Source organism: Streptomyces sp. BV286 (assembly GCF_019090165.1).
Classification (GTDB): domain Bacteria; phylum Actinomycetota; class Actinomycetes; order Streptomycetales; family Streptomycetaceae; genus Streptomyces.
Genome location: NZ_JAHRIB010000181.1, coordinates 77,525 through 94,602, shown reverse-complemented (window position 1 = coordinate 94,602; position 17,078 = coordinate 77,525). Strand labels below are relative to the sequence as shown.

Below are 17,078 nucleotides of genomic sequence, written 5' to 3'. Positions count from 1 at the left end.
GAGGCCTCGGAGGGGTGAGGGAAACGGTGGGCAGGGTGTGGCACCCATCTGAAGGGGAGCGGGGGCACCACTTGCGTGGAACGGTACCGACCGGGCGTCCCCAAGTGCCAACTCGCAAGGATCGCCGCCGAGCCTTTGGTCGGTGTGCCGCAACGCCTGGATGCGGTCCTCATTGGCGCCTCTCCTGCGGCCCTGACGGAGAGCGGCGCGCAGCGGTCGACCAACTCGATGTGCTGGCGGCCCGGTTGACCGGCGACGCGAGGGCTGGAGGGCAGGCAGGACGGGCGCTCAACTCAGATCGGACATGTCGAGTACGAAGCGGTAGCGGACGTCGCTGCGGCGGAGGCGGTCGAGGGATTCGTTCACCTGAGATGAAGGAAGCACCTCGACCTCGGCGAGGATGCCGTTGTCGGCGCAGAAGCCGAGGCCTTGACCTGGCTGCCCGCTACTCGTCAGATGGCGGATCCGGCGGCCCGCAGCTCCCGCACCAGAGCACGCACGACGGCGGAGTCGGCGAGCTCCGGGGTGGTCACATAGCCAACACGGCGCGTCGGGCGCTCCGGACCGAGATCGGTGATCTCGATCGAGTCCGTTGCTCCGACCAGGGAGAGCGCGGGCATGATCGCCATTCCGTGCCCCCCGTTCACGAGTGAGAGCACTGCTCCGTCGTCCTCGGCCTCGATCGTGGCTCGCGGGATCCAGTCCTGCGCGCCCCACCAAGCGCGGGTGTACGAGCCGCAGTTCTCGGCCCAGTCGACCAGCGGCAGCGAGCGCGGAGCCGGGTGTCCGGCCGGATGCACCAGGGAGTAGCACTCTTCGAAAAGTCCGCTCGCCACCAGTCCCGGCGGCAGCGGCGCTCCGTCCAAGGTGGCAAGGGCGAGATCCGACCGCCCGTCGGCCACCTCGCCCGCCGTGCCGCGCCCGACCTCGCGGACGATCCGCACCTGCGGCTCGATCCCGGGATACCGCGCGCGCAGCCGCTGCAGGACCGGCGGCAGCAGGTGCAGCGCGGTGCTGCGGAAGGCCGCGATCCGCAGCGGGCCCTCCGGCCCCTGCGTCGCCTCGGACCGGGCGGCTTGCCGCGCCTCGGCGACGAGAACGTCCAGCAGCCGCAGGGCACGGCGCGCGTGTGCCACAGCCATCTCCCCCGCCGGAGTGGGTCTCGCACCACTGCGGCCGCGTTCGAACAGAACGGCGCCGATCTTGCGCTCGCTGCCGCGCACCGAGTGGGAGACCGCGGACTGCGTGAGGCCGAGTGCCTCGGCCCCGGCCGAGAAGCCGCCGGCGTCCGCAACCGCCACCAGGACGCGCAGTTCGTGCGGAGCGAGATCGGTGTCGGTCGTGCGGGCCACAGGGCGCTCACCTCAAGGTATGAGAACTGCTCATGGAACAGGGCGTCACATGAGCCCAACCGCCTGCCCGAGGGCTCCATTCCCGTCCTACGGTCCCGTCATGACCGAGCTCGCGATCACCGTCCAGCAGACCGCCCGCCCCCAAGGTTTCCCCGCCACCAAGGATTTCGCCTTCGTCGAGTCCGCGATTCCCGACCCTGCGGTCGGCACCGCGCTCGTGGAGAACCTCTACTGGTCCGTCGACCCGTACCACCGCGAAATGATGGACGACGTGCCCGGCGGCTTCGCGCTCCACGCACCGCTCGAGGGCCGGACCCTCGGGCGCGTCGTCGCCTCGCGGACGCCGGAGCTGCCCGAGGGCGAGATCGTGTTCCACCGGCAGGGCTGGCGCACGCACTCCGTGGTCCGACCCGAGGAGATCCGCAAACTACCCCGCTTCGACGGGGTCCCTCTGACGGCGTACCTGAGCGTCCTCGGCGGCACCGGACTGACCGCCTACGTGGGCCTCACCCGCATCGCCCGGCTCCGCGAGGGCGACAAACTCTTCGTCTCCGCCGCAGCCGGCGGCGTCGGTACGGCCACTGGCCGGTTCGCCCGGCTGCTGGGCGTCGGCCGACTCGTGGGCAGCGCGGGCTCGGCGGCCAAGGTGGACCACCTGACCCGGGAGGTGGGCTACGACGCGGCGTTCGACTACCACAGCGGCCCCGCTGCTGAACTGCTTGCCAAGGCTGCACCGGACGGCATCGACGTCTTCGTCGACAACGTCGGCGGCGAACAGTTGGCCGCCGCGGTGGGCGCCCTGCGCGAGTTCGGGCGCATCGTCCGGATCGGCACCATCAGCCGCTACAACACCCCGGACGCGCCCCCGCCGCACTTCAACTACTCGGACATCGTGGAGAAGAGCCTCCGCATGGAGGGCTTCCTGGTCAGCAACTACCGCGACCTGCAGGACGAGCTGTACGAGTTCGCGGTCCCCCATCTGCAGAGCGGCCGGCTGGCGCTGGACCAGACGGTGGTGGACGGGTTCGAGCACATCGTGGACGCATTCCTGGGCATGCTGAACGGCAAGAACACCGGAAAGATCATCGTGCGGGACCACGCGTAGGACTGGTCCGGCCGTCGCGCGCGTTCCGCATCACTTCGGCGGCCGCGCACCGAAGCCAGGCAATGCCAGGTCAGAGCAGAGCGGGGAGGCCCCGGTAATCGGTCCTCACCGTGATCGCTACTGGCTGGGTGGTGGACGGCGGCGCATCCCGTGCCACATCAGTGTGCCTCCGATGGCAAGTAGTGCGACCAGGGCGAACGCGGGGCCGGCCAGTGTGAGGGTGTGCCGGAGGGTGGCCGCGGCGGCGTATCCGATCCCGGCTTCGGCGGTGGCCCACGTGCAGGCGGCGACGATGCTGTAGGGGGCGATACGCCGGTAGGGCAGGCGGGTGACGCCCGCGCAGTGCGGGGCGAGGGTGCGCACCACCGGCAGGAACCGGGCGAGGAAGACCGCTCGGCCACCGTGGCGCGTCATCAGGGTCTCGGCCTGATGCCAGGCGGGGCCCGGTATCCGGCGGCCCATGCGGCCTCCGCGCAGCCTGTCACCGAGAAATCGGCCGGTGCGATGGGCGAGGAAGTCCCCTGCCATCACGGCTGCGGCCGCGGCTGCGATGACGAGTGGAAGGCTGATGTGGCCGGTACGGGCCAGCGCGCCCGCAGTCAGGAGCAGAGTGAGTGTCGGGATGAAGGCGCCGACGAGGAGGATCGATTCGGCCAGGACCGCGGCGGCCACCACCGCGTACGCGGAGGCCGGCGGGAGGTGGCCGAGGGTGTCGGACAGCGCGTTCACCGCCCGGCCCCGTCGAACTGCGCCTGGGGGGCATCCGCGGCGGTGGTGAGAGGACGTTGCAGGTGCCAGACGTGGGCGGGAGGAAGATTGCCCCACACTGTCCAGCGGCCCGTGGCGTACGAGCGCTGATAGGCGGCCATGATGTCGTCCACTGCGGCGTGGCGGCGGGCTTCGTCCCGCGATGCCGTCAGGGCACGGGCCTTCCGGGTGCCGAGGTAGGCGAAGTAGGTCAGGGTGCCGCCGGGATGGAGCAGTTCCAGGTAGCGGTCCATGATGCGCTCGACCTGCTCGGGGTTGAAGTTGGTCAGGGGCAGTCCCGAGACGATGACGTCGTAGCGCTGGTCGGTGTCGAGCTGCTCGACGTAGGTCTGGTGCACGGTCACCTGCTGGGACCTGGCAGTCAGGTGTGGGTCGGTGGCGACGAGTTGGCGCAGTCGCGCGGCGAAGCGTGGGTTGGCCTCGACGATGTCCAGGCGGCTGCCGCGGGACAGCTGCGGGAGCAGGGCGCGGGTGACCGGGCCGGTGCCGGCACCGGCTTCCAGGACCGCCAGGGGGCGGGGCGCCTGGATGCGAACGGGTTCGGTGAGCGCGCGGGCCAGAGCCGTGCTGCTGGGGGCTATGGCGCCGGTGGTGCGCAGATCACGGGCCGCTTCGATGAGGAACATCCAGCCTTCGGCGTTGCGCTGCGCCAGGACACGGTCGTGGGAGGTGGTCCAGTGGTTCATGGAAATTGACGCTAGGAGGCGGCGTACGGCATCGGATCAGCCGTTCTGCGGCGGTGTCCCCCTACGAAAGTAGGGGGTGGGCATCGTCGATCGTCGGATGGTGCGTGGCGAGAAACTGCCTAGGATCGCAACGGTGAACAGGAGCAGGGCTGTGAGAGGGGCAGCGTCCTTCGGGCGCACAGGCATCGTGGCGGTTGCCGCTCTGGCCGCCGCGGGCAACGGCGCGTCCGTCAACGATGGCCAGTACATGGCTCCGGTCACCGCCTCGGCGGTGGTGTGCGCGGTGGCCTTGCTCGTGCCACCGCTGCGATGGCCTCTCGCACCGATCCTGGTCACCGCCGTCACCGCGTGGTGGGGCTGGCTCACGGTGCCGCTGCTCGGCATCATCATGTTCGACCTGGCCGTCGCCCGACGGGTGCGGATCGCCGCGGGCTGCGCCGCCGTTGCGCTCGCCGCCAACCTGTGGGGCTGCCCGGCGACCCGGGTGTGGGCACAGGAGCGGTATGTGTCGGTGCTGTTCGTGCTGCTCTTCGCCGTCGTCCTCGGACTGTGGCTCGGCAGCCGGCGGCGTCTGCTTCAGGCGCTGGCGTCCGACGTGGAACATCTGCGCGTCGAGGCACAGTTGCGTGAAGAGGCCGCTCGGGTCGCGGAACGTTCCCGAATCGCTGCCGAGATGCACGACGTGCTGGCCCACCGGCTGAGCCTGATCGCCCTGCACACCGGTGTCCTGACCACCAGGAGCGCCACACTGCCCCCACCCGTCGCCGAACGCCTCGCTTTGCTGCGCGCCACATCCGTTGAAGCCCTCACCGATCTGCGCGACGTTCTCGGTGCCCTGCGCGCCCCGGACACCACGTCGGCCGGGGGAGTGCTCACGCCGGTCATGAGGGAAGTGGAGGAGCTGGTCGACGAGGCGCGCGCCGCCGGCCAGCACGTCGAGCTGACCTGCGAAGGCTCTCCCGAGCGGGCCCCGACCACCCACCGGCTGGCCGTTTACCGCATCGTCCAGGAAACACTGACCAACGCACGTAAACACGCGGACAGCGCCCAGGTGACCGTACTCATCGACTACCGGCCGCCCGCCACACGCGTCGAGGTCACCAACCCCGCCGGCTCTCCCCGCACGGACACCGTCGGCAGCGGCTACGGACTCGTCGGCCTCCGGGAACGGGTCGCCGCCCTCGGTGGCGAGCTGACTGCCGGACCGGCCGGCGCGGGCGCCTGGCGGGTGGCCGCCCGCATCCCCCACCCCGCTGCCATCGAACAGAACGGCACCTTCACATGATCCGCGCCATGATCGTCGACGATGACGCCCTGGTCCGCCTGGGCCTGACCGACCTCCTCGACGGCGACCCGGGCATCGAGGTGGTGGCCCAGGCCGCCGACGGCCTGAAGGCCATCGAGCAGGCCACCGCGTACCGCATCGACGTCGCCCTCGTCGACGTACGGATGCCCCGCATGGACGGCATCACCGCCACCACCCGCCTGCGGGCCCTGCCGTACCCGCCCAAGGTGATCACCCTGACCACTTTCGACCTCGACGAATACGTCTACGACGCACTTGCCGCCGGAGCCGACGGCTTCCTCCTCAAGGACACCGAGCCGGCCGAGATCCTGCGCGCCGTCCACCTGGTGGCGGCCGGTTCGGCCATGCTCTATCCTGCCGCGGCCCGCCGCCTCATCGACCGCTACCACGCGACCAACCAGCCCCGGGTCACTGCTGCCCAGGCGCGGTTCGAGCGCCTCACGCCCCGCGAACGTGACGTACTCGCCCTGCTGGCCCGGGGGGACACCAACGCCGACATCGCCGTACATCTGACCATGCGCGAGAGCACCGTCAAGGCACACGTCAGCCGCATCCTGACCGCGCTGGAGGTCACCAATCGGGTCCAGGCCGCCCTGGTCGCCCGAGACGCCGGCCACACCCCCTGACATGAACCACACCGAACATGTGGCCACTCCCAGGTCGGTATGGATGTCGCGGGGCAGCGGGAACAGGCCGCACCGTGCGGAAGGATCTTCCACATCGGCGAAGTCCTCGGAACTCGACTCAGCCGCCCGGTTGTTCCGGTCCTGTGGCAGGCGGCCAGCTTTGGAGGGCCATGTCGGCCACCTGCTGGAGGTCGTCGCGCGAGGCGCCGCTGGCGGCTTGGACGGCGATGCCGTTCGCCACGGTCATGAGATAGCGGGCGAGCAGGCCGGGGTCGGTGCCGGGGGACAGGTCGCCTTCGTCGACGGCTTGCTGGAGCCGGTCGCGCAGGAAGGCGGTGTGTTCATTGCGCCAGGCGATGAGGGCGTCGCGGGCGTGGCTACCCGGCTCACCGGCGGCGAGGGACCCTTGGACGCCGAGGCACCCGGTGGGGCAGCCGCGGCGGGTGGTGGCGCGGACGGAACCGTTGAGGAACGCGGTGGCCACCTGCAGGGCGGTCGGTTCCTGCAGGGCGCGGGCCCCGTAGGAGGCGGGCCCTTCGGTGTAGCGGTCCAGAGCCTTGCGGAACAGGTCCTCCTTGTTGCCGAAGGCCGCGTACATGCTGGTGCGGGTGATGCCCATGGCATGGGTCAGATCCGTGAGGCTCGCGCCTTCGTAGCCCTGTTCCCAGAAGACCCGCATGGCGACTTCGAGAGCCCTGTCGGCGTCGAAACCCCTGGGCCGTCCGATCGGCGCCTTCTGTCCCGTCTCCATGGGATTGATCGTACCTCTTCTGTACTGGGCGGTGCGTAAGGCGGCAGCGTCTCATTCAGCATTGATCGGTACCGAACTATCGAACTTTGGCGAGGTCATACGCGTCATCCGTATGAGTCAGCGTGAAGGCACAACCACTGTCGTCGCTGCGGCGCCGCACCCCCGCAGAACCTGCCGGCCTGTCGCGGCCGTCCCCGACGCACCCCGGCGGTCGGAACTGTCCACGGCTATGGCCGTGCGATCTCCATCTCCCGGTCCGCGCCCACAGTCACCCCGGTCGCTACGAAACCGAATCTCCGGTAAAAGGCGGCGGCTCGTCGGTTGTCGTCGTGGACGAACAGCCGCACTCTGCCGACCACGGGCTCCTCCAAGGACCATGCCCACTTCATGCCGGCCTCGAAGAGCTGCTCGATCAAGCCGCTGCCCCGGTTTTCGGGCCGGAGGAACACGCCCACCAGGTGAGCCTGGGGAGATCGGACCGGCATGTCGAAGAAGTCCTCGTCCCCGGGCCGCTCCACCAGCACCACCACGGTGCCTGCCCAGTGTCCGTCTGGGCCTTCCGCGATGAACTGCCGCGCGAACGTCCCGTGCGAAACCCTTTCGGCGCGCTCCTGCCAGAAGGAATCGGGCTGCCCGGCTACGTCCTGCACAGTCGTGGCGAACGCTATGGGCGCGACCGGATCGGTCAGCGCGGTAAGTGTCAGTTCCTTGGCCGTCAGCCACTCGTCCGCTTGCACAGTGCGTATCCGGTAAGCCATCAGTCGATGGTGGCCGGTTCCTGACCGGCGTCGCAACGTGATTATGGCGTCGACCGGCCTACAGCCCCGCCCAGAGACCGCCCGCCCGATTTCTGACCGGGGCTGCCGTCAAAGTGGATCAAGGTCGAGGTGGATACCCACCGGCGTGTCCCGGGGAGCAGCCGTTGGGGCCGGACCAGCACGAAATGCTGGATCGCGAGGGGCGGACGGGTGCTAGCGTCACCCGCATGCCTGAACTGATCGCGCCCACAGCCCACTTGCAGTCGTCATGGCTCGCGGCGCGTGACGAGTGGTCTCCGGGTGCCCATCAGGACGGAGCGGGTCTGCGTCTCGCACCTGGCGCCGACCTCGAAAGGCCCGAAGTCTTCTCTGCATGGGTCGACACACTGATACAGCAGTCGGACAGGTCGGCTGTCCTGGGAGAAGAGCGCGTCCACGCCACTCATTGGTGGATCGTCGAGGATGACAGCTATGTCGGGGCCATTGATCTTCGGCACTACCTGAACGCCGTTCTGCTCGATCTGGGCGGGCACATCGGCTACAGCATCCGGCCCTCCTTCCGGAGGCGCGGCATCGCAACATGGGCTCTCGGGGCTGTTCTGCCCGAGGCTCGCACGCTCGGCCTGGACCGGGTCCTTGTCACCTGCGACGACGACAACATCGGATCGGCACGCAGTATCGAGCGCAACGGTGGGGTCCTGGAGGACGTCCGCACAACCAGCGCGGGCCGGAAACGCCGCTACTGGATCGCTGTGTAGGCCTGGACAGCTGTGCAGGCAGTGCACACCGTGCCGGTGTCAGCCAGTCGTTGATGGCAGCGCTGGAAACCTTGCGAGGAGCAACTCATGCTTCGGGGACGCGTCATTGCCGAGAGTCTGCGCGCCGACGCGGACATCCGGATGGCGGGCCTCAGGCTTGTCCGCCTGGGACGCCACGAGGTGTCCGTATCGACGATGCCTCCGGACGAGCGCGTCGGTGGCCAAGGTCCGCACGGCGCCGTCAGCGGGTAGCCCTCTACCTGGACGTTCATCGATTTCGAAGGTCCGGATCGTCTCGCTGACGACCTGGCTCAGGCCTTGGCGGATGCCCTCGAACCAGACCTTGGCTGGTGGGCCGATTTCACCGTCGACGACGCTGACCGCGTGATCGTGTTCGCCGGGCGGTACTTCCGCTACCGGATCGGCGACGAGGCCGGCCGAGCCGAGGCAGTCGCATGGGGCCGAGCGGCCGGCACCCCCGAACACCAACTCGACTGGGGGCGGTGACGGCCGACAGGCGCGGGCAAGCCGCCCGACCTCGCCGTACCCCGCAATGCCCCGCCCGACGAGATCGCCGACTTCGTCTTCACCGTCTCCGACCAGGCACGCTCCACCACCGACCCCGAGGCGCGATCTGTCCGAAATCCGACCGCCGGTGGAATCAGTTGGTCAGCCGAACGATGAGTTCTTGGGCGTGCGGAGGTCTCAGTCTGCGCTACCGCTGACAGACGGACGCGCTCGTACCCGGAGGAGACACATGGCAAAGCTCATCTACTCGATGATCACCTCGCTCGACGGCTACGCCGAGGCGGCGGAGGGCGGCCTCGGCACCGGGGCCGAAGACCAGGAGGTGCATTCCTTCATCAACGACCTCTTCCGCCCCGTCGGCACGTACCTCTACGGCCGCCGCATGTACGAGACGATGGTCTACTGGGAGACCGCGCACACCGAGCCCGACCAGCCGCCGCACATCCTGCAGTACGCCCGCGACTGGCAGGCCGCGGAGAAGGTCGTGTACTCGACGACGCTGGAGTCGGTGTCGAGCGCGAAGACCCGGATCGAGCGGACCTTCGACCCTGACGCGGTACGCAAGCTCAAGGCCGAGGCTGATCATGACCTCACCGTCGACGGCCCCAACCTCGCGGCCCAGGCGATCGCGGCCGGCCTGGTGGACGAGTACCACCTGTTCATCACCACGAGCGTGGTCGGCGGCGGCAAGCGGTTCTTCCCCGACGGCGTGCGGCTCGATCTGGAGCTGGCCGAGGAGCGTGCCTTCGACAGCGGACTGATCTACGCGCGCTACCGGACACGCTGAGCCGCACCGATTGCCGACGCTGGCGACGGCCGGTTCTGCAGCAGGCATGAGGGCCCGTCAGCTCGCCGACGGGCCCTCATACGAGTGATCCAGCGGTGATCACCCTCTGCCGGGCTTCGCCGTGAAGCTCAGGGCACGTCCGGGGGTGAGAAGCCCGTCGGGCGGTGGAGGCGGCGCCACTGGCGGGGTGTGGCCCCGTAGGTCTGGTGGAAGCGGCGGGAGAAGTGAGCGGGGTTGGTGAAGCCCCAGGACCGGGCGACGGCCTCGATCGTGCGGTGGGCGTGCTCGGGCATGGCCAGGTCGCGGCGTGTGCCTTCCAGGCGCCGACGAATGATCCACTTTTCCAGGCTGAGGCCGCCCTGCTCACACAGCCGGTAGAGGGTTCGTACGGAGATGTTGTGGGCCGCGGCGATGCTCTGGGGGGTGAGCCCTGGGTCGGTCAGATGGGCGCGGATGAAGGCGAGGACGCGGGTGAGGAGGGTGTTCTGCGCGACCGATCGCCGGGTGTGTTCGTCGGTGGTCACCGAGACGATGAGGGCGCGGGTGAGTTCCAGGGTGGAGGAGCCGAGCGCCTCGGCTCCGGGGTCGTTGCTGAGCTGGTCGGCACGGCGGTGCAGGCTCCGTATGTGATGCAGCAGCAGGGGTGCGACGGCGCTGTGCTCCAGCAGTGGTATCGCGGACCGGACCAGGTGTTCGGGCAGGCCGAGACGCTCGGTGTCGACCATGAAGGCAACGGACTGTCCGGCCCCGGACCATGCGTACTCGTAGCCGGCGGTCTTGTGTGCGAGAGCCAGGGCGTCGGGCCCCACGTGCTGCTGATGGCCGTTCCAGGTGAATGCGCCCGTCCCATGGCTCTGGGTGATGATCGAGACGGTGTTCATCGAGTCGAAGCGCGAGTGGCGCGGAGTGCGCCAGATGCGCATGCCGGAGCCGCGCGTGGAGAACAGGGTCAACGGGCCGAAGTTCCAGACCTCCAGTCTCTTCCGGATGCCGGCCTCAGGATGTTCCTGCTCGACCGAGCAGCTGCCGCTCTCCCCGACAGCCACGGCGTGGAACGCCTCGATCCGGTCGGCGTCGGGTATGTCCTCCGTGTCCAGAACCAGCATGGTCCCCCCCCAGGGTGGTGGCAGCGGCCCCTCCGCTGCCGTGCCGTCTGCCGAATTCTTCAACACCGGGGGCGGGTTGGACAGGCGGATCCAACCACTGCCGGGCCACCTGGGCGTGGTTCTGCACTCGTGCCACAGCAGTCACGCCGGAGCAGGTGCGTTGGCACGCAGGGAACAGTTTTCGGCGCGCACGGCAAAGGACCGGGCCCGCGTCGCTGACACGATCCTCCTTCACTCACGTCGGACACCGACTCCGACACTGCTGCTGACGGGAGCGCTCCCATGGGCAACTCCATCACGACGCACGACGGCACGGAGATCTTCTACAAGGACTGGGGGAGCGGCCGACCGGTGGTGTTCAGCCACGGCTGGCCGTTGAACGCCGACGCCTGGGACGACCAACTGCACCTGGTCGCCTCACACGGCTACCGTGCGATTGCGCACGACCGGCGCGGTCACGGCCGCTCCAGCCAGCCGTGGAACGGCAACGACATGGACACCTACGCCGACGACCTGGCCCAGCTGATCGAGACCCTCGACCTGCACGACGCCGTGCTGGTCGGACACTCGACGGGCGGAGGCGAGGTGACCCGCTACATCGGCCGGCACGGTACGTCCCGGATATCCAAGGCCGTGTTGCTGGGGGCTGTGCCGCCTCTCATGCTCAAGACCGACGCCAATCCGCTGGGTCTGCCGATCGAGGCGTTCGACGCCATCCGATCGGGTGTCTCGGCCGACCGGTCGCAGTTCTACGCCGAACTGAGCCTGCCCTTCTACGGCTTCAACCGGCCCGGTGCAGAGGTCTCGCAGGGGGTGTCGGACGCGTTCTGGCTGCATAGCATGCAGGTCGGGCTCAAGGGCGCGCTGGACTGCATCCGTGCGTTCTCCGAGACCGACTTCACCGAGGACCTGGGGCGCTTCGACATCCCCACCTTCATCGCCCACGGCGACGACGATCAGATCGTCCCGATCGTGGCCGCCGGCCTGGAGTCGGCCAAGCTCGTCAAGGACGCGACGCTGAAGGTCTATCCGGGTGCTCCGCACGGCCTCGTGGGCGCGTTCAAGGACGAGTTCAACGCCGACCTGCTCGCATTTCTCGCCTCCTGATCCCGCACGGCCCACGTAGTCACCAGCACCGGGCCTCCAATCGTGACGCGCCACCCGCCGGTACCTCCGCACCGTCCAACCCTCCTGTCCGAAAGGGTTCGTCATGCGTGTTCCAGCACTGCGCCGTCTGCTGACGGCACTGGCCGCCGCCGTCCTCATCGTCACCACCGCCGTCGCCGCCCAGGCGACCTCCCACCGAGCCGCACAGGCCGAGGCGAAGGGGCCCAAGCCGACCGTCGTCCTCGTGCACGGGGCGTTCGCCGACGCCTCGGGCTTCAACGACACCATCGCCCTGCTGCAGAAGGCCGGCTTCCCCGTCATCGCACCGGCCAACCCGCTGCGGGACACCGCCGGCGACGCCGCGTACATCTCCAGCGTGGTGGACACCATCCCCGGCCCGGTCATCCTGGCAGCCCACTCCTACGGCGGCATCGTCATCACCAACGCGGCCCGCGGGCACGCCAACGTCAAGGCCCTCGTGTACATGGGGGCGTTCGCGCCGGACGAGGGCGAGAGCGCGCTGCAACTGGCGGGCCAGTTCCCCGGCAGTGAATTGGGCGCCGCCCTGGTCCCCCGCAGCTATCCGGTGCCCGGCAGCAAGCCGGGCACCGACGGATACATCGACGCCGCGAAGTTCCGGGCCGTGTTCGCCGCCGATCTGCCCGCCTCCCAGACCCGTCTGATGGCGGCCACCCAGCGCCCCGGCAGCGTCGACGGCCTCAGTGGCGGCAGCGGCGCGCCCGCTTGGAAAACCGTCCCGTCCTGGTACCTGATCCCGACACAGGACAAGGTCATCCCGCCCGCCGCCCAGCGGTTCATGGCCAAGCGCGCGGGCAGCAAGGTGATCGAGATCCGGTCCTCGCACGTGGTCATGATCTCCCACCCGGATGCCGCAGCCAGGATCATCAAGGCGGCCCACGCCGCCACTCGTTGAAGGAGCGAACGCTCATGAAACCGGACACCATCGTGCTCGTCCACGGCTTCTGGGTGACACCCCGCAGCTGGGAACACTGGATCACCCGCTACCAGTCCCAGGGCTTCCGGGTCCTGGCCCCCGCCTACCCCGGCTTCGAAGTGGAGGTGGAAGCGCTCAACGCCGACCCCACCCCGATCGAGGAACTCACGGTTCCCTCGATCATCTCGTCGCTGGAGAAGCTGATCGACGGCCTCGGCACCCAGCCGATCATCATGGGCCACTCCGCCGGCGGCGTGTTCACCCAGATACTCCTCGACCACGGATACGGCAGCGCGGGAGTGGCCATCAACTCCGCGCCCACCGAGGGAGTGGCGACGGTTCCGCTGTCACAGCTGAAAGCGACGTTCCCGGTGCTGAAGAGCCCGGCCAACCGGCACAAGGCCGTCGGCTTCACCTATGACCAGTGGCGCTACGCGTTCACGAACACCTTCCCGGAGGACGAGTCCCGCGCCCTGTACGAGCGCTACCACATTCCCGCCTCGGGTCATGTGTTCTGGGGCAGCGCGCTGGCCAACATCCACCCCGGCCACGCCGACTCGTACGTGAACTACCGCAACGACGACCGGGCTCCGCTGCTGTTCGTCTCGGGCGAGCACGACCACCTGATGCCGCCCAAGATCCAGAAGTCCAATGCCAAGCACTACAAGTCGAACACCGTCACCGACATCGTCGAGTTTCCGGGACGAAGCCATCTCATGCCGGCCCAGGAGGGCTGGGAGGAGATCGCCGACCACGCTCTGGCCTGGGCCCTCGACCACACCTGAGCAACCCCCGACCGACTGACCGCGGTGCCCGGCCCGCGCCGGGCACCGCGGTCGGCAGTGGGCGCCCTTGACGCAGGACATCGCCTCCCGGCCGGTCGTGACCCGGGGCCTCGGGCGGAAGGAGTCGGCTCGGGCAGCGGCACGGAGGAGGTGGGGTCGGGGGGTCGGGCGTGGCTCGCCGTGAGCGGTCGACGCCGGTGTCAGAGCTTGCGGACTTTCCAGAGGACCTCCGCCGGCCACTTCTCGGCCCAGCTCCGGTCGAGCGATTCCTGGAAGTACGTGTCGCCGCCGGCCGGAGCGGTCGGTTCCACCAGCCGCTCGACGGAGAATCCGCAGGAGCGGAACATGTCGATCCACTGCGCGTGGGTGGAGTGGAAGACCACCACGTCTCCGCTGTACTTCACCTTGGCGTCGCCGTAAGGGTTCGAGAGCTGCTCCCCAACCGTGCCTGTCCGGTTGTCGAAGCACATCTGCAGCAGTGGGGAGTAGGTGCACAGCCCGAGGACGCCCCCGGGGCGGAGTACCCGGTGAGCTTCCCTGAGCAGGGGCAGCGGCGGGGAGAAGTCGAAGGCGCCGTGGTCACAGAACGCCGCGTCGAACGTCTCCGATCGAAACGGCAGACGCTCGGCGGCGGCCTGGACGAAGCCCCCGACACCGTCCGTGATGGCGTGGGACAACTGGCCGGAGGACAACTCGACGCCGAAGGCCCGGAATCCCGCGCGGGCGAACCCGACGGTGTCGTGCCCGATGCCACAACCGAGGTCGAGGATCCGGGACCCCGCGGGCAGTTCGTCGGTGAAGATCCTCAGATCGCTCTCCGGCAGATGCCAGATGCCCCAGGAGGGGTGCCGGCCCGCGTCGAAGTGCTCGGGGTGGGCGTCGTGGTACAGGTCGCTGTTGGCGTCCCAGTACCGTTCGTTGACCTTGAGATAGTTGATCTTCGCCATCGCTGGTCCTCAGCTTCGCAGGGGTTCGCACGCGGACAGATCCACCCAGCCGGACGGCGGGCTGATGTAGTTCCTCACCCGCAGCCGTGTTGCCGACCGCAGCCGTCCGAACAGGCAGATCTGCCCCGTTGCCGCAAGCAGACGCTCGGCTCGCGTGGTGAGTCGTAGGTGTTCCTGCGGGTCGTCCGCGGCCAGGGCACGGAACACGGCGTCCTTGAAGGCGGACGTCTGCCCGTCGGACGCCTGGGCGAGTGGCCGGTGGGTGAAGGGAACCAGCGGCGCGACCGGAGCGGGCCAGGGGGCCGCCACGAGCACCAGGCGGAAGGCTTCACGGTGGGTGCTGGACAGCTCGGTGAGATAGCTCTGATAGCCGATGGCTTTCGGCAGTACGGTCAGGCCGGTGTGGTCGTAAATCTGTTCGGCGAGGACCCGGGCCATCTCGCGGTTGGGTGAGAAGTCCGGAAAGACGAGGGCAACGGGGTCCCGCACCCACTCCCGGAACAGATCGTGCGCTTCCTGCGGGGGCGACACGGGAGCGCCGCGGCACCACAGGTGGGTGAAGGAGTCGATCGGCTCGATGGCTCCGTGGACTTCACGCGCCAGCGCGCGGCGGTCGAGGGCGGTGCCGATGGCCTGTCCCAGACTCGGGGCCATGCCGGCCGGCGGCATGAGGGCCACCACGATGTCCAGGTCGTCGACCCGTAGTTCCGGGTAGTCCTCCCTCCGGGCCCACTGCGGCACTGGAAAGGTCGTGGGGCATGTGATGTCGACGGCGCGTCGGTCGAAGAGCTCCTGGCCGTGCCGGGCCGACGAGGACAGGACGTAGGTGGCGTCGGGCCAGGGGCCCACCGACCGCAGCCGGAGTTCGCCGGGTGTCTGGTCGGGCAGTGTGTAGGCGCCGCTGGTGATGGCCGGATTCTGGTGGCGGGGCCCGAAAACGGGATTGGCCAGGAGGGCGGGCAGGTTCCCGAACGGATGGCGTGTCGTGACGCGCAGTCGGGTGGCCGAGATTGGCTGGATCTGTGCAATGAACGACATCAGCCAGGCGAACGGGCCCGCTTGACGGGAGACGTTCACCATGTGCCGGGCGGTGTCGACGGCGTGCAGTGGCCGGTCGTCCGACCAGCGCGCAGCGGGGTCCACGGTGAAGTCCCACCGTGTGTCGTCGATGCGTTGCGGTACGCCCAACAAGCCGCTGCGGAGGGTGCGTTCGGGTCCCTCGGTGAAGAGCGGGCGGGCGAGCTGACGCGTGACGGTCAGGCCGGTCCAGTCCTGGGAGGAGTCGTACAGGCCCGCGGGTATCAGATCTGTTTCCACCCGGATGGGCTCAGCCATGGCACCCCCACGCCTTCTTGCTGTGCTGTCTTGATTTACGTGGTCGGCCGACGGCTCGCGGCAGCGTCGAGGCTGCACCGTCAATGGCTGTGCGTGGCGGTCGAGCCTGTCTCGAAATCGATGACGCGACGAGAGTTGTAATCGACCAGTTGTGTGATTCCTGCAAGGTGATAGGCGATCGCGGAAGCCATCCAGGCGCCGACGATCGTGTTGTTCGGGCCGAAGGAGAATCTGGTGCTCCGCAATCGGTCGGCCTCAGGATCCTGCTTGGCGTCATTCGATGATTGGAACGAAAACTGCTCAGGGGAGACGGTGGATCTGTCCGGAGTGAATACCGGACCGTAGAAGCCCCTTTGCATACCCACCCCGCCGAAAATGGTGGGAACTCTTCGCTGCCAGGCCGCCTGGGTCACGATGTCGGAGATCTCGCCGATCGGCTGGTCGATGCAGATCGCGATGAAATCCACGCCGTTGTGTTCACCGATCAGTTCGTCGACGTCGGTGGCCGATGTGACGAAGCGATCCACCAGGGAAACCTCGGCATGGGAAACGCGACTCTCAATATATGCCTGAGCGGCTATGAGTTTGGAGTCTCCCACGGATTTCCGGTCGTAGGTGAACTGGCGGTTCAGGTTGTTCAACTGCACTCTGTCGGAGTCGACCAGTACGAAACGGGATACGCCCGCGCCGACGAGGTGCTGGAGGATCACGCTTCCGGTGCCCCCGACTCCCATGACCATGACGGTGGCCGCTCCCAGGCGGCGCTGGGCCTCGTCGGGTCGCTCCGCGTAGAGGGCCAAGTGACCCCACTGTCGGGCATGGATGTGCGTGTCGTCCGCCGGCCCGGACGGGGATTCGATGATCAATCCGCGTCTGCGCAGGGCCCGGACCAGGGATTCGAGGGTCGGCTCAGTGTGAGTCAGTGCTTGGAGAGCTTCGGTTCCGGGGCCTTCGGCCAGGAACTCCACAAGCCGGCTGACGGTCCCGTCGCTGTCATCCAGAACGTATTTCTTCTTCTCGCTCCGGAGCGTCACTGTGCTGTCGGACGTCTCCAGCTGCCAATTGGGATTCAGCCACACACGCATGGCACGCGTCACGCCCTCGAAAGGAGAATAGGGATTCAAATTGAAAGCGGGCACCGAAGTGCGGCCCCGTGAAACCGGGGCCGCACTCGATTCACTGCGTCAGCAGCGGTGCACCATCACCTGTGCGGCGTCGGTCACGTCCATCTCCTCGATGAAGAAGATGTCATCCTGCTCCTGCGTGCCAACCTGAGCTGCGGTCTCAGTAACGTTCTCGTTCATTGTCGCTCCTCAATGTGCATCGGAACTGAATTGCGCTGACACCCAAGAGCTTCACCATTCCCCCAAGGTGTTGTCAAGCGTTTCTTGTGATGCTGAATCATTTCTATCGCAAAG

Annotated in this window: 19 protein-coding genes; 10 read left to right on the top strand and 9 right to left on the bottom strand. The window is 68.2% G+C overall.

Annotated elements, in window-relative coordinates; genetic code table 11:
- Window positions 1-452 precede the first annotated feature (452 nt).
- The gene (locus tag KUF83_RS35505) at window positions 453-1,352 is read right to left on the bottom strand and encodes a LysR family transcriptional regulator (RefSeq protein WP_217459155.1); all 900 of its coding nucleotides are present in this window, start codon (window positions 1,350-1,352) and stop codon (window positions 453-455) included.
- 100 nt (window positions 1,353-1,452) lie between these two features.
- On the opposite strand from KUF83_RS35505, the gene KUF83_RS35500 reads away from it, so the two are divergent.
- Window positions 1,453-2,457 carry an NADP-dependent oxidoreductase gene (locus KUF83_RS35500; RefSeq protein ID WP_217459154.1) on the top strand — a complete coding sequence of 335 codons (1,005 nt, stop codon included), beginning with the start codon at window positions 1,453-1,455 and terminating at the stop codon, window positions 2,455-2,457.
- A gap of 117 nt (window positions 2,458-2,574) precedes the next feature.
- Here the strand turns inward: KUF83_RS35500 and KUF83_RS35495 are convergent, their stop codons facing one another.
- Both KUF83_RS35495 and KUF83_RS35490 read right to left on the bottom strand, forming a co-directional pair.
- Window positions 2,575-3,186, bottom strand: coding sequence for a DedA family protein (locus KUF83_RS35495; RefSeq protein ID WP_217459153.1), 612 nt, complete (start codon window positions 3,184-3,186; stop codon window positions 2,575-2,577).
- Window positions 3,183-3,911, bottom strand: a complete 729-nt coding sequence (locus KUF83_RS35490) for a class I SAM-dependent methyltransferase (protein ID WP_217459152.1) — start codon at window positions 3,909-3,911, stop codon at window positions 3,183-3,185. The genes KUF83_RS35495 and KUF83_RS35490 overlap by 4 nt, the downstream gene beginning before the upstream one ends.
- Window positions 3,912-4,062: 151 nt before the next feature.
- On the opposite strand from KUF83_RS35490, the gene KUF83_RS35485 reads away from it, so the two are divergent.
- On the top strand, window positions 4,063-5,196 hold the full coding sequence (locus KUF83_RS35485; RefSeq protein WP_308403286.1) for a histidine kinase: 1,134 nt from the start codon (window positions 4,063-4,065) through the stop codon (window positions 5,194-5,196).
- Entirely contained in the window at window positions 5,193-5,843 is a 651-nt protein-coding gene (locus KUF83_RS35480) for a response regulator transcription factor (protein ID WP_217459151.1), read from the top strand. The genes KUF83_RS35485 and KUF83_RS35480 overlap by 4 nt, the downstream gene beginning before the upstream one ends.
- Window positions 5,844-5,961: 118 nt before the next feature.
- Here the strand turns inward: KUF83_RS35480 and KUF83_RS35475 are convergent, their stop codons facing one another.
- Together KUF83_RS35475 and KUF83_RS35470 are read right to left on the bottom strand one after the other, a co-directional pair.
- The gene (locus tag KUF83_RS35475) at window positions 5,962-6,594 is read right to left on the bottom strand and encodes a TetR/AcrR family transcriptional regulator (protein ID WP_217459150.1); all 633 of its coding nucleotides are present in this window, start codon (window positions 6,592-6,594) and stop codon (window positions 5,962-5,964) included.
- Between the two features lie 227 nt (window positions 6,595-6,821).
- Complete coding sequence (locus KUF83_RS35470; RefSeq protein ID WP_217459149.1) at window positions 6,822-7,352, bottom strand: N-acetyltransferase; 531 nt, start codon at window positions 7,350-7,352, stop codon at window positions 6,822-6,824.
- 227 nt (window positions 7,353-7,579) lie between these two features.
- Here KUF83_RS35470 and KUF83_RS35465 point away from each other — a divergent pair, with 227 nt between their 5' ends.
- The 4 genes from KUF83_RS35465 (at window position 7,580) to KUF83_RS35455 (ending at window position 9,425) form a co-directional block, all read left to right on the top strand.
- Window positions 7,580-8,110 carry a GNAT family N-acetyltransferase gene (locus KUF83_RS35465; protein ID WP_217459148.1) on the top strand — a complete coding sequence of 177 codons (531 nt, stop codon included), beginning with the start codon at window positions 7,580-7,582 and terminating at the stop codon, window positions 8,108-8,110.
- Between the two features lie 87 nt (window positions 8,111-8,197).
- The gene (locus KUF83_RS42250) at window positions 8,198-8,362 is read left to right on the top strand and encodes a hypothetical protein (protein ID WP_254644830.1); all 165 of its coding nucleotides are present in this window, start codon (window positions 8,198-8,200) and stop codon (window positions 8,360-8,362) included.
- A gap of 132 nt (window positions 8,363-8,494) precedes the next feature.
- Window positions 8,495-8,617 carry a hypothetical protein gene (locus tag KUF83_RS42685; RefSeq protein ID WP_302828585.1) on the top strand — a complete coding sequence of 41 codons (123 nt, stop codon included), beginning with the start codon at window positions 8,495-8,497 and terminating at the stop codon, window positions 8,615-8,617.
- Window positions 8,618-8,867: 250 nt separating this feature from the next.
- On the top strand, window positions 8,868-9,425 hold the full coding sequence (locus KUF83_RS35455; protein WP_217459147.1) for a dihydrofolate reductase family protein: 558 nt from the start codon (window positions 8,868-8,870) through the stop codon (window positions 9,423-9,425).
- A gap of 128 nt (window positions 9,426-9,553) precedes the next feature.
- Here the strand turns inward: KUF83_RS35455 and KUF83_RS35450 are convergent, their stop codons facing one another.
- Window positions 9,554-10,531, bottom strand: coding sequence for a helix-turn-helix domain-containing protein (locus tag KUF83_RS35450; RefSeq protein WP_217459146.1), 978 nt, complete (start codon window positions 10,529-10,531; stop codon window positions 9,554-9,556).
- A gap of 282 nt (window positions 10,532-10,813) precedes the next feature.
- On the opposite strand from KUF83_RS35450, the gene KUF83_RS35445 reads away from it, so the two are divergent.
- The 3 genes from KUF83_RS35445 to KUF83_RS35435 all read left to right on the top strand — a co-directional run bounded on the left by KUF83_RS35445 (window position 10,814) and on the right by KUF83_RS35435 (window position 13,378).
- Entirely contained in the window at window positions 10,814-11,638 is an 825-nt protein-coding gene (locus tag KUF83_RS35445) for an alpha/beta fold hydrolase (protein ID WP_217459145.1), read from the top strand.
- Window positions 11,639-11,741: 103 nt separating this feature from the next.
- A complete protein-coding gene (locus tag KUF83_RS35440) occupies window positions 11,742-12,572 on the top strand; it encodes an alpha/beta fold hydrolase (protein WP_217459144.1) in 831 nt (276 codons plus the stop codon).
- Window positions 12,573-12,586: 14 nt separating this feature from the next.
- On the top strand, window positions 12,587-13,378 hold the full coding sequence (locus KUF83_RS35435; protein ID WP_217459143.1) for an alpha/beta hydrolase: 792 nt from the start codon (window positions 12,587-12,589) through the stop codon (window positions 13,376-13,378).
- Window positions 13,379-13,578: 200 nt separating this feature from the next.
- On the opposite strand, the gene KUF83_RS35430 is transcribed toward KUF83_RS35435, so the two are convergent.
- The 3 genes from KUF83_RS35430 to KUF83_RS42245 form a co-directional block, all read right to left on the bottom strand.
- Entirely contained in the window at window positions 13,579-14,325 is a 747-nt protein-coding gene (locus KUF83_RS35430; RefSeq protein WP_217459142.1) for a class I SAM-dependent methyltransferase, read from the bottom strand.
- Between the two features lie 9 nt (window positions 14,326-14,334).
- Complete coding sequence (locus tag KUF83_RS35425) at window positions 14,335-15,660, bottom strand: hypothetical protein (protein ID WP_217459141.1); 1,326 nt, start codon at window positions 15,658-15,660, stop codon at window positions 14,335-14,337.
- Window positions 15,661-15,740: 80 nt separating this feature from the next.
- Window positions 15,741-16,799 (bottom strand): ThiF family adenylyltransferase, encoded by a 1,059-nt coding sequence (locus KUF83_RS42245; protein ID WP_217459140.1) that lies wholly within the window; start codon window positions 16,797-16,799, stop codon window positions 15,741-15,743.
- Window positions 16,800-17,078 lie beyond the last annotated feature (279 nt).

What these genes read in the sequence shown, in the direction of transcription:
- KUF83_RS35500 (WP_217459154.1), top strand. Translation starts at nt 1,453, where the DNA reads ATGACCGAGCTCGCGATCACCGTCCAGCAGACCGCCCGCCCCCAAGGT.
- KUF83_RS35490 (WP_217459152.1), bottom strand. Translation starts at nt 3,911, where the DNA reads ATGAACCACTGGACCACCTCCCACGACCGTGTCCTGGCGCAGCGCAAC.
- KUF83_RS35480 (WP_217459151.1), top strand. Translation starts at nt 5,193, where the DNA reads ATGATCCGCGCCATGATCGTCGACGATGACGCCCTGGTCCGCCTGGGC.
- KUF83_RS35475 (WP_217459150.1), bottom strand. Translation starts at nt 6,594, where the DNA reads ATGGAGACGGGACAGAAGGCGCCGATCGGACGGCCCAGGGGTTTCGAC.
- KUF83_RS35470 (WP_217459149.1), bottom strand. Translation starts at nt 7,352, where the DNA reads ATGGCTTACCGGATACGCACTGTGCAAGCGGACGAGTGGCTGACGGCC.
- KUF83_RS35465 (WP_217459148.1), top strand. Translation starts at nt 7,580, where the DNA reads ATGCCTGAACTGATCGCGCCCACAGCCCACTTGCAGTCGTCATGGCTC.
- KUF83_RS42250 (WP_254644830.1), top strand. Translation starts at nt 8,198, where the DNA reads ATGCTTCGGGGACGCGTCATTGCCGAGAGTCTGCGCGCCGACGCGGAC.
- KUF83_RS35455 (WP_217459147.1), top strand. Translation starts at nt 8,868, where the DNA reads ATGGCAAAGCTCATCTACTCGATGATCACCTCGCTCGACGGCTACGCC.
- KUF83_RS35450 (WP_217459146.1), bottom strand. Translation starts at nt 10,531, where the DNA reads ATGCTGGTTCTGGACACGGAGGACATACCCGACGCCGACCGGATCGAG.
- KUF83_RS35445 (WP_217459145.1), top strand. Translation starts at nt 10,814, where the DNA reads ATGGGCAACTCCATCACGACGCACGACGGCACGGAGATCTTCTACAAG.
- KUF83_RS35440 (WP_217459144.1), top strand. Translation starts at nt 11,742, where the DNA reads ATGCGTGTTCCAGCACTGCGCCGTCTGCTGACGGCACTGGCCGCCGCC.
- KUF83_RS35435 (WP_217459143.1), top strand. Translation starts at nt 12,587, where the DNA reads ATGAAACCGGACACCATCGTGCTCGTCCACGGCTTCTGGGTGACACCC.
- KUF83_RS35430 (WP_217459142.1), bottom strand. Translation starts at nt 14,325, where the DNA reads ATGGCGAAGATCAACTATCTCAAGGTCAACGAACGGTACTGGGACGCC.
- KUF83_RS35425 (WP_217459141.1), bottom strand. Translation starts at nt 15,660, where the DNA reads ATGGCTGAGCCCATCCGGGTGGAAACAGATCTGATACCCGCGGGCCTG.